Source organism: Chryseobacterium sp. Leaf201 (genome assembly GCF_001421435.1).
GTDB lineage: Bacteria > Bacteroidota > Bacteroidia > Flavobacteriales > Weeksellaceae > Chryseobacterium.
In genome coordinates this window covers 80,553-91,407 of record NZ_LMKA01000134.1, presented here as the reverse complement: position 1 = coordinate 91,407, position 10,855 = coordinate 80,553, and the positions used below count along the sequence as shown (strand labels likewise).

The window sequence follows — 10,855 nt, the reverse complement described above, 5'->3', positions numbered from 1 at the left end:
GGGCGGCTTCGTAGAAGCCGCCCCGAAAACTTATATTTATTACTAATTAAGCTTTATCTTCTTCCATCAATTCCTTCGTCTGGTATTCCTGTACCAGTTCGATAGCATTGGAAATTACATCGCTTAAAGCTGTAATGAAAGTCCCTTCTTCGGCCATTCCCATCGCATGCTTCAGGGCATCGATTTCTTTAGGAATAGTTTCATAGCTGACGTTTCTTCCTGAAGACTGCATCCCTTCAATAATCAGTCCGTTGATTTCGTCTTCCGTTCTTCCGCGAAGGTGCTTCTCATTTCTGATGATGATATGGTCAAACATTCTCCCGGCAATTTTCCCGCATTCTTTGATATCACCGTCACGACGGTCTCCAACTCCGGAAATAATCCCTATTTTCTTGGTGGACTCAACATTTTTAAGATAATCTTCAATGGCTTTGTAACCTGATGGGTTATGGGCAAAATCAATCAGGACTTTAAAATTCTTGAATTTAAAAACATTCAGTCTTCCCGGGGTCAGCTGTGCACTTGGAATAAATGTACGCAGGGAATTTGAAATATCTTCGATCCCGAAGCCGTACAGATAACATGATAAACTAGCAGCCAGTACATTTTCTATCATAAACTTGGCCTTCCCTTCCATCGTGATCGGGAAATCTTTGGCTTTTCCGATTCTGATCTTCCAGTCGCCTTTTTTAATCGTTACAAAACCTTCCTCATATACACAGGTAATCTTCCCTTCTTTTGCAAACTTCTGGATGTAAGGGTTATTTTCATTCATACTGAAAATAGCCACCTGGCTGTCCAGGTCATTTACAATTTTCATTGAATATTCGTTGTCTGCATTCAGGATGCTCCATCCGTTTTTCTTAACACTGTCAAGAACTACTCTTTTTACCTTTGTCAGGTCTTTCAGGTTATGGATGTCATTCAGGCCGAGGTGGTCTTCTTCAATGTTTGTCAGAACACCGATATCGCATTGCGAAAAACCAAGCCCGGAACGCAAAATTCCTCCTCTGGCTGTTTCCAGAACGGCAAATTCTACCGTAGGATCTTTCAGGATAAATTCAGCAGACATCGGGCCTGTGGTGTCACCTCTCGTCAGCATGGTATTCTGGATATAAATTCCGTCTGAAGTGGTAAAGCCCACCCGGTAACCATTGCTTTTAACGATATGTGAAATCAATCTTGTGGTGGTTGTTTTTCCATTGGTACCCGTTACTGCGATAATGGGGATGGTAAAAGGTTTCCCCTGCGGATATAGCATATCTACTACCGGTGCGGCTACGTTTCTCGGCAATCCTTCACTCGGTGCAAGATGCATTCTGAATCCTGGTGCTGCATTAACTTCAATAATGGCTCCCCCGCTTTCTTTTAAAGGCTGCGTAAGGTTCTGGGCCATAATATCGATTCCGCAGACATCAAGGCCGATAATTTTTGAAATCCTTTCCGCCATGGTAATATTCTCAGGGTGCACCATATCCGTTACGTCAATGGAAGTTCCGCCTGTAGAAAGATTGGCTGTGGATTTCAGGTAAACCACTTCCCCTTTATGCGGGATGGTCTCTAAGGTGTAATGAAGCTTTTCAAGCAGCTCCGTTGTATCTTTATCGATCTGAATCTCGGTTAAAACATTTTCATGTCCGTAACCTCTTCGGGTGTCTTTATTTTCTTTTTCAATCAGCTGCTGAATGTTCAGTTCGCCGTCTCCTACTACATGGGCAGGCACCCTTCTCGCTGCAGCCACCATTTTGTTATTGATAACCAGGATCCGGAAATCATAGCCTGTAATGTATTTTTCAACAATTACTTTTTTGGAAAACTGCTGGGCATGCTCAAGGCCGAGTTTTGCAGATTCCCAGTCATTGACATTGATGGAAGAACCTTTTCCGTGGTTCCCGTCCAACGGCTTTATCACTACCGGATAGCCTATCGCGCGTACGACGCTGTCCAGGCCTTCTTCGTCCATAATCAGGTCACCTGTAGGTACCGGGATGGCAGCATCGTGGAGCATTCTTTTGGTTAATTCTTTATTGCATGCAATGTCTACGGCAATTGAGCTTGTTTTCCCGGTAATGGTAGCCTGGAATCGCTGCTGGTTTACACCGTATCCCAGCTGAACCAGAGAATTTTTACCTAAGCGGATCCATGGGATTTTACGGGAAACCGCTTCCTGGACGATACTTCCTGTAGAAGGACCCAGACGGACTTTTTCGCGGATTTCCTTTAAGGTCTGGATACAGGCATTTAAATCATATTCTTCACCGTTAATTAATGCTTCAGCAATTTTTACGGCTTCTTCTGCGGCATAGATTCCTGCATTTTCTTCAATATAATTAAATACGACATTGTATACCCCCGGCGTCCTGGTTTCGCGTGTTCTTCCGAAACCTACTTCCATACCGGCCAGCGTCTGCATTTCCAGTGCAATATGCTCAATCACATGTCCCATCCAGGTGCCTGTTTCCACGCGGTGAAAAAAACCGCCTTCGCAACCTTCGGAACATCGGTGACTGTATAATGACGGCATCAGTTTTTCGATCCTCTCCCTGAAACCATCGATCTTATTGGTGGGGAAATTTTCCATCTCTTCAAGATCCAGCCTCATCTGTATCAGCTTTTTTCTTCTGATACTCCATATATTAGGGCCGCGCAATGCCTGTATTTTCTCAATTTTCATAGTCTGTTTGCATTTTTAATAGTTAACGATAAGTCCATCAGAAATCAAAGATAATGCAAAACCCTAAATGAAACTATACCACGGTTAAACATTTATAAAAAATAAATTAAAAATTTAAGCAATTCTAAAATCCTAAAAACCAAATTAAACCTGCTGTGGATTTTTTCACCTCTTAATTATTTTCTAACTTTGCAATCTATGATGAAACCTGTAGGAAAATTAATTGTTATCGGTGGCGCTGTCAACAAAGGCAGTTTTGCTGAAACCGATTTTGATCAGAATATAGAAAAAAACCTGAATTTCTTTGAAAGAGGCATACTCCGTAAGATCATTAACGAATCTAAGCTTAAGGAAAATTCTGTTATTGAGATTATTACAACGGCCTCGCAAATCCCTCAGATTGTAGGTTCGGAATATAAGAAAGCATTTGAATTTTTAGGTGCCAAGAATGTTAATGTCCTTGATATACATAACCGTGAAGAAGCCAATTCTGACGCTATTGTGGCCAGAGCTAATGCTGCAGATGTGGTGATGTTCACCGGAGGCGACCAGCTGAGGCTGACGTCTATCTTAGGCGGGACCAGATTTCACGATACGATTTTATTAAAATACCAGGAACAGGATTTTATCTATTCCGGGACTTCTGCGGGTGCCGCAGCGGCTTCTGAAAATATGATTTATCAGGGAAGCAGCTCGGAATCTCTTTTAAAAGGAGAAATCAAAACTACGCAGGGTCTGGGACTGATCGACAATGTTATAATAGACACCCACTTTGTGCAGCGGGGAAGAATCGGGAGGCTTTTTCAGGCGGTGGTAAACAACCCGAGGACACTGGGGATTGGCCTGGGAGAAGATACGGGACTTTTTATCCATAATGATGTGATGACGGCAGTCGGGTCCGGACTGGTAATCCTGGTAGACGGACGTTTCATTAAAGATACCAATCTTACGAATATCAATTTGGGGGAACCTATTTCCATTGATAACCTGACGGTTCATGTGATGTCTATGAATGACCATTATGACTTAACCACGAAGGCGTTAACAATTGAAAATTCCCAGTATAACCCGATCCCGCAGGATATTTAACTGAAATTACGGCATTAAGTCAGACATGATTTTAAAAGTCATTCTTAATTGTAAATCATCTGAACTAATCTCAATTATTATCAATCACCAATCTATTATATACGTATGAAAATAATTATCCACGGCGGATTTTTCTCAGAAAGTGACCAAAGCAACGAAGTGAAAACTGCCAAACAAAATTCTTTGAAAGAGATAGCCAGAAGTGCATTTGAATACCTGCAAAGCAATTCTGCACTGGATACAGCTGCTTATGCCGTTTCATTACTGGAAAACAATGAACTGTATAATGCGGGCACAGGTTCCCAGATCCAGGGTGACGGCATTATCCGGATGAGTGCCGCGGTAATGAACGGTGAGACCCAGAAGATGAGCGGTGTCATTAATATCCAGGATGTAAAAAACCCGGTTTTTGTAGCCCGCGAACTGATGAAGGAAGATGACCGGATCCTGGGAGGCAGCGGAGCAAAAAAATATGCTACGGAGCACGGCTTTGAAAATTTTTCCACTGAAATCCCTAAAAGACGGGAAGAATATGAAGAAAAACTGAAAAACGGAGGCAAAGGAACCGTGGGCTGTGTAGCCATTGACAAGGATGGTAAACTAGCGGCTGCTACTTCTACCGGCGGAAAAGGGTTTGAGCTTCCGGGAAGGATTTCAGATTCTGCCACGGTGGCGGGGAACTATGCCAATTCAGTCTGTGCGGTAAGCTGTACCGGAGTCGGGGAAGACATTGTAAGCAATGCAACGGCTGCAAAAATTGTAACACGGGTAACTGACGGACAGTCTCTGGAAGATGCATTTGCAAAAACTTTTGATGAATTAAAAGAAATTGACGGTTTTGCAGGAGCGATTGCTATTGACAGCAAGGGAAATATTTATCATCAGGATTCCCATCCTACCATGGTTTTTGCAAGTTTTGACGGAGAAAATTTTGAAATCTTCAACTAACTTTAACATTATTTTATAAGTCGTTTCTTTTTTTTGGCACACATTTTACATGATTGATCATAACAAATTTAATATTAACATTTAAAAGATAGAAATCATGGGAAATAAGACAAAAGGTTTATTAGCATTAGTGGGTATCGGTGCATTGGCATACTGGAAATACAAAAATTCTTCTGACGAAGATAAGCAGATGGTAAAAGACAAAATCAATACCGCTAAAGACAATCTTAACAAATGGAGCAGCGATTTAAAAGATAAAGCTAATAACGTAGCTTCTCAGGTTCAGGACAAAGCAAACAGTGTAGCTTCACAGGCTCAGGATAAAGCTGATGATGTGGCAAACAAAGCACAGGAAGCCGTTAGCTAATTAAAATACTAGTTTATTTTAACATTCATATATAAGGGAATCCATCACAATAAAATATTGTGATGGATTTTTTTTCTGAGCCGATGGAATAATTCTTTAACAAAACAGAAATCAGATTTCAGGCGGGTATCTGCCTTGGCGTTCCAGGAATTTTTATTAATGTCTAAATAATTTCCCATGATTTTATTTATATAACTACAGGAACTGATCTCTACCAGCCCTGGATGACGTACTATCTGGTAACTAATTTTCTTTCAGGCTAATTAAGATCATCCGGCTGAAACCACACTTTCTTCTTGCTCCCATAATAATTGCCCCACTCTCCTTCTTCAACGGTAAATTCCCGGCTTAATCCGAATTCTTTCAATTCGTCCGTTGCATAGAAAACTTCCATTTGGGATTTTTTCCTGATTTCTTTTTCAAAGAGGATCCTATTCGTTTTAAGGTCGAAAAGCTTTAAATAAACTTTTCCTTTCTCAATCTTATTCAGAAATACCTGATATTTATATTGTCCAGGCAGATCATAATCATATGTTTACTTTTTATTAATTTGTTTACCGGAGATCTTGTCTTCTTTTGTAAATATTTATAACCTGTCCAGCAGTTTCTTTTTCTGTTCCTGAAATTCAGAATCGGTCAGAATTCCTTTTTCTCTGAGACTGCCTAAATTTTCCAATACTTTATAAATTGTATCTGCATCCTGCTTATGGCTTTGCTGAAGAGGTAAAGAAGATTTACGGGAAAGATAATCATTCAGTATATTACAGAAGCTTAAGGCGTTCTTATTATTATTGACGTTTTTTATGAGTATGGTTTTCCCTGTAATAATTGTAATATCCCCGTAAAGTATTCCCTGTTTAACGGTTAAGGATTCAATTTCCTCATACCTGACGGTTTCCTGAAATGAGCCGAAAAAAGTATAGGACAAAAATAAAAGCCGCCTGTCTGTGGCTGTTAAAAGGCCATGCTTACGGCCATCCCAATTCCCGGTTACCGCATGTATGATTTTTTCATCCCGTTCAAGAAAATTGGGTAACTATTCAATTTCTTTCTGCATCATGATTGCAGCAATAGGCATGGCAATATTTCCCAGTTCTGTCTTAATCTCCAAAAGCCGTTGGTGATATACTTCTTTTTCTGTCATATCTGTTTAAAATATTCAGCATTTATAGCTTCTCTAAAAGCTTTTTCTTCTGCAGGGCAAATTCTTCATCCGTCAGGATCCCATTTTCTCTGAGGCGGGCCAGTTTTTCAAGCTGTTCAAAAACAGTCTCTGTAGAAGCAGCTTTTACAGAATCCTGCTGTTTCTGAAGCTTTTCTCTATTGTAGATTTTCTCAATGAAACGGTAGAAGATCTCAGCATCCTGCTTGTCATAAAAACATTCAAATTCAACTGTTTTTTCATACGTATGAAGTTTGATTACCGGAGACATAAAATGATTTACAAAACTTACTTCACGGATTGTTTCATTGGGAAATTCATGTACTTTTGCCAGCCTGAACATGGCTTTTGATAAAGAAACCATTCTTTTAGGCGTTACCAGTAAAACTCCTGCATCCACTGTTTTTAAAAACTGGGCATCTGTAATGGCTAAAACAGGTTCGTCAGCAGCAAGAATATTCGGCAGTTCTTTAATTTCTCCGCGGGTAAACATAGAAAGGTTGGCGTTTACCTGCTTCAGCTGGTGTTCTATTTCTTTTAATCTCCTTTTATAAAAACCCTTATCACTGGACATCAGATCTGATGGTACGTGAGAAGCAACAGGTATGTTTTCAGCCGGAATAAGTCCGTTTGACTGGGATATAGCATCTGTTGTTGTTTTACCATTTTGTATCATATTTTTAATATCATCCATACTGAAACGGTGAAGGTTATACAGCAGCTCCTGATTGAACGCACTGGCTTTCTCAAGGCATGTGTTGCAAAGAACATTTCCGTCCGAAAGCTTATTTTCACCCAGCATACGGTCTATCGACGTCAGTGTATTTCCGCACAATCCACAATGATCATTCATAATTTTGATATTTAATGTAAAATATGATTTTGAATTCGATTTTTAAAGCCTTTCCAGTAATTTCTTTTTCTGTTCTGCAAATTCCGCTTCTGTTAAAACACCTGCTTCCCGTAATTTACCTAGCTTTTCCAGCTGTTCAAAAATAACTTCGGCAGATCCTTTTCTGACATCTGATGAACTTTGCTGAACAGGTTTCGCTGTGCTCTGCGGGAATACAGATTCTGAGGCAGGCAGGTTATAGAGATTGAAAGATGAAGCCTGGATCTGTTGTTGTTGTTGTTGTTGTTGAGGCGGCTGTTTCCCTGAGAATGATCCGTTGATGTAAGCATTTACGGCATTACAGAAATTTCTTGCATCACTTTTATTATGAAGTTTAAATTCTGCAACAGACCCACCTTTGGTTAATATTTTAAGCGTTGAATACAGGAGGCTTTCCAGGTGATCCACGGAAGATATATGCTGATAAAGATATTCGTCCTTCTGCACATTGCCGAAGAATTTTTTATCAATAAAAACAACTCTTTTATGGGTAGAAAAAATAAGGCCTTCCACTTTGTCAGGCATGGTAAGCCCTTCAGCAATGGCCGTTAATTTCTCATCTCCATCGAGGATATTTACCAGTTCTTTTACCTCTGCATTGGCAAAAATACTGAGCCTTGCATTGAGTGCTACAATCTGGTCCTGAATGCTGTCCAACCTCGTTATTGCTCCTCCGAACCCGAAACTCTGGGTCGTGTTATTCTGGAAATCAGGAACCTGTGAAGCGATTGGCTTTTCAAACTCCCCTATTTTGCCCTGAAGAATAATTCCCCTGATCTCGGGAAGAAACAGCTGGCTAAGATTACCGGCAACGTCTTTATTGATGTCGGTAGCCTGGTTCAGGCATTTATTACATAAAACATGCCCGTCCGCCAGTTTATTTCCACCCAAAAGCGAGTCCATAGAAGTTAAAGGGGTTCCGCACAATCCGCAAATATTGTTCATCCGGTTTTATATTATTAGTTTAAGTATACTTTATTCGTTAGTTACTGCATAAACCAAATTACGGTTTTTTATATAACTTTCAGCCGTATCATGCAGAAAATGATCTGGGCTACGACGTTAAATGATCATCGCAGTATCATTTTCTTTATTTTCCTAACCTGGGATAACTATCGAACTGTACCTGCTGTATAATTTCCAGCCTAATGATTCATATAAAAGTTTCCCCTGTTCGGTAGCCACCAAAAAATTATTGAAAATTCCTTTTGATACCGCAATTTCTTCAAGCCTGGCCATCACTATACGCGCAAGTCCTTTTCTCCTGTGCTTTTCTTCTGTCACTATCCTGTCATATATTGCTACATCATTAACGATAAGGAGTCTTCCTACAGCTGCCCACTCCGTTTTATTACAGAGAATTTTTACTGTAAAATATTCCGGAGTCATACATTGGATTTCTGCCGAATAATGATCAGGCAATGCAGTATCCGGGATACTCATGGGAGATGAGCAATACATCATGTATCCTTCCGGCTTAAAGATCCAGCGTTCAGGAACAAGGCTTTTCAGTTCTTCGTGGGAAGTACAGACTTTTAAATAAACCCAGGGCTCAGTAACAGTCTCTGCAAGCTGAATAAAATCATCATTCAGTTCAGGAAACACATACCGGGTTTTCTGCTTTTCTTCCCCAACGTCTACTCTGAATCCTGATTTATACCGATCCGGCAACGGCAAATCCCTTGATAACGACCAGCCTTTGAGCCATTTCCCTACAAGCTCTTCAGAAACCTTATTGCTCATCAGATTTATCCTAAAAACTCTTCCAGGGAAACGGTTTTCTGTTCTCCGGCTTCAAGGTTTTTATAAGTTACGTTTCCGTTTTTAATTTCTTCTTCGCCTAAAAATACGAGATTTTTAATGCCTTTCTTTTCTGCATAGATGAACTGTTTTCCAATTTTTGCATTCTCAGGATACAGCTCTGCAGAAATTCCTTTTTCCCTTAGCTGCCTGATTAATTTTAAGGCTTCCAGAGATTCATCACCTCCGAAATTTGCGAATAGGTATTCTACATTGGAAGCCGCTTCTTCAGGGAATAGCCCCAATTCTTCCATTACCAGGTAAGTCCTGTCCAATCCGAAAGAAATACCGATTCCCGGAATATTTTTTACGCCGAAAACTTCCGTAAGGTTATCATACCTTCCGCCACCGCCGATGGATCCCATCTGGACAGTATTGGCTTTTACCTCAAAAATAGCTCCGGTATAATAGTCCAGCCCTCTGGCCAGTGTAATATCAAAAACCAACTGCTGAATATCTACGCCAAGCTGTAAAGATTGTGTAATTACCGTTTCTAATTCTTCTACTCCTTTTGAGCCTGTTTCATTTCCAGTAAATTTTTCTTTCAGCTGTTGAAGGTTTTCCAGCGCATTATCAGACTGTGTGAACAGGAAATCAAGCTTATCAATAGATTCCTGGGTAATTTCCCTTTCCAGTAATTCTTTTACAACACCTTCTTTCCCTATTTTGTCAAGCTTATCCAGGGCCACTGTGAAATCAATTAATTTATCCGTGATTCCTGCATATTCTGCCAGTCCGGAAAGAATTTTCCGGTTATTGATATGAATGGTAACCGGTACTTTTAAATCTGAAAACGATTTTAAATACAGCTGAACAAGATCTACTTCCTGTAAAAGGCTTTCGCTCCCTACTACATCTGCATCACACTGGTAAAACTCTCTGAATCTTCCTTTCTGCGGTCGGTCAGCTCTCCAGACCGGCTGGATCTGGTAGCGCTTGAAAGGGAATGTCAACTGGTTATGATTCATGGCCACGAATCTTGCAAAAGGTACGGTAAGATCGTAACGGAGGGCTTTATCTGAAATCTGCGACGTAAGCTTCTGATGGCTTTTATTTTCCCAGTCTTCCGGATTTACCTTTGCTGTATAATCTCCTGAATTTAAAATTTTAAAGATCAGACGGTCTCCTTCTTCTCCGTATTTTCCGGTTAAGGTAGAAAGATTTTCAAAGCTTGGCGTTTCCAGAGGCTGAAATCCGAACAGTTCAAAATTTTTCTGTAATGTATTGATGATAAACCTCCTTCTTGAAACTTCCAATGCGGTGAAATCTCTTGTCCCTTTTGCTAAACCTGGTTTCATTGTATAATTGATAAATGATGATTAGTATTCATAAACAGTGCAAAAATAAGGAATTGAAAAGACTTTTACTATAGATATAAAACATTAGAAAGCTGAAAGAAATTATCTTCCAGCTTTCATCACCCTCATCACATCCTCTCGCATCACTTGTGTTTCTACCTTCAGATACTTTCTAATATTTCCAGGATCTCTTCACCGTAATTTTCTATTTTATGTTTTCCGAAACCTTTGATGTCAAGCAGTTCTTCTTTTTTAGCGGGTTTATATTTGGCAACCGAAGTCAGTTCTTTATTCGTAGCAATGAAATAAGTCGGCAGATTATGTTCCTTTGCTTTTTCAGACCGCCACAGCTTCAGGGCATCCAGAATCTTTTCTTCGTCATCATTCAGTTCCTCATTGTCTGCGGAATATTTAATGCTTTTTGCATCTTTCACCACATCCTGCGTGGCTTTCAGCTCTTCAAAATACAGGACAACAGACCAATAACTTTCATCGTTCACAAAAGCAGTTTCTACTTTTATGATTTCTTTCGATACCAGAAAAGCATCCAGGGCTTTCTGATCTTTATGAAGGAATTCTTCGGGTAATCTAATTTTAAATATTTTCACTTTCATGATTTTAGTAT

Annotated in this window: 11 protein-coding genes and 1 pseudogene; 3 read left to right on the top strand and 9 right to left on the bottom strand. The window is 40.0% G+C overall.

Translation table 11 applies throughout. The features are described 5' to 3' along the window. Nucleotides 1–46: 46 nt before the first annotated feature. Complete coding sequence (gene cphA / locus ASE55_RS19315; protein ID WP_056223505.1) at nt 47–2,674, bottom strand: cyanophycin synthetase; 2,628 nt, start codon at nt 2,672–2,674, stop codon at nt 47–49. Nucleotides 2,675–2,875: 201 nt separating this feature from the next. Between cphA and ASE55_RS19310 the strand changes: the two genes are divergently transcribed. The 3 genes from ASE55_RS19310 to ASE55_RS19300 all read left to right on the top strand — a co-directional run bounded on the left by ASE55_RS19310 (nt 2,876) and on the right by ASE55_RS19300 (nt 5,078). Beyond that, on the top strand, nt 2,876–3,763 hold the full coding sequence (locus ASE55_RS19310) for a cyanophycinase (RefSeq protein ID WP_056223519.1): 888 nt from the start codon (nt 2,876–2,878) through the stop codon (nt 3,761–3,763). Nucleotides 3,764–3,868: 105 nt separating this feature from the next. Beyond that, complete coding sequence (locus tag ASE55_RS19305; protein ID WP_056223503.1) at nt 3,869–4,711, top strand: isoaspartyl peptidase/L-asparaginase; 843 nt, start codon at nt 3,869–3,871, stop codon at nt 4,709–4,711. 97 nt (nt 4,712–4,808) lie between these two features. Then, nucleotides 4,809–5,078 carry a YtxH domain-containing protein gene (locus ASE55_RS19300; RefSeq protein ID WP_056223501.1) on the top strand — a complete coding sequence of 90 codons (270 nt, stop codon included), beginning with the start codon at nt 4,809–4,811 and terminating at the stop codon, nt 5,076–5,078. 259 nt (nt 5,079–5,337) lie between these two features. Here the strand turns inward: ASE55_RS19300 and ASE55_RS20810 are convergent, their stop codons facing one another. From ASE55_RS20810 to ASE55_RS19270, 8 genes and pseudogenes are all read right to left on the bottom strand, one after another. Continuing rightward, nucleotides 5,338–5,472 carry a hypothetical protein gene (locus ASE55_RS20810; RefSeq protein WP_262483830.1) on the bottom strand — a complete coding sequence of 45 codons (135 nt, stop codon included), beginning with the start codon at nt 5,470–5,472 and terminating at the stop codon, nt 5,338–5,340. A gap of 192 nt (nt 5,473–5,664) precedes the next feature. Next, the gene (locus ASE55_RS20805; protein WP_262483831.1) at nt 5,665–5,754 is read right to left on the bottom strand and encodes an SHOCT domain-containing protein; all 90 of its coding nucleotides are present in this window, start codon (nt 5,752–5,754) and stop codon (nt 5,665–5,667) included. Between the two features lie 87 nt (nt 5,755–5,841). Then, nucleotides 5,842–6,090, bottom strand: a pseudogene (locus tag ASE55_RS20800) (PH domain-containing protein); the annotation flags it as partial. 154 nt (nt 6,091–6,244) lie between these two features. Continuing rightward, on the bottom strand, nt 6,245–7,093 hold the full coding sequence (locus ASE55_RS19290) for a PH domain-containing protein (protein WP_082474723.1): 849 nt from the start codon (nt 7,091–7,093) through the stop codon (nt 6,245–6,247). A gap of 42 nt (nt 7,094–7,135) precedes the next feature. Next, the gene (locus ASE55_RS19285) at nt 7,136–8,077 is read right to left on the bottom strand and encodes a PH domain-containing protein (protein ID WP_082474721.1); all 942 of its coding nucleotides are present in this window, start codon (nt 8,075–8,077) and stop codon (nt 7,136–7,138) included. Between the two features lie 153 nt (nt 8,078–8,230). Further along, nucleotides 8,231–8,875: a GNAT family N-acetyltransferase gene (locus tag ASE55_RS19280; RefSeq protein ID WP_056223494.1), complete on the bottom strand. Its 645-nt coding sequence runs from the start codon at nt 8,873–8,875 to the stop codon at nt 8,231–8,233. Nucleotides 8,876–8,880: 5 nt separating this feature from the next. Next, nucleotides 8,881–10,230, bottom strand: a complete 1,350-nt coding sequence (gene hisS, locus ASE55_RS19275) for a histidine--tRNA ligase (RefSeq protein ID WP_056223492.1) — start codon at nt 10,228–10,230, stop codon at nt 8,881–8,883. Nucleotides 10,231–10,391: 161 nt separating this feature from the next. Continuing rightward, nucleotides 10,392–10,844 (bottom strand): HRDC domain-containing protein, encoded by a 453-nt coding sequence (locus tag ASE55_RS19270; RefSeq protein ID WP_056223490.1) that lies wholly within the window; start codon nt 10,842–10,844, stop codon nt 10,392–10,394. Nucleotides 10,845–10,855 lie beyond the last annotated feature (11 nt).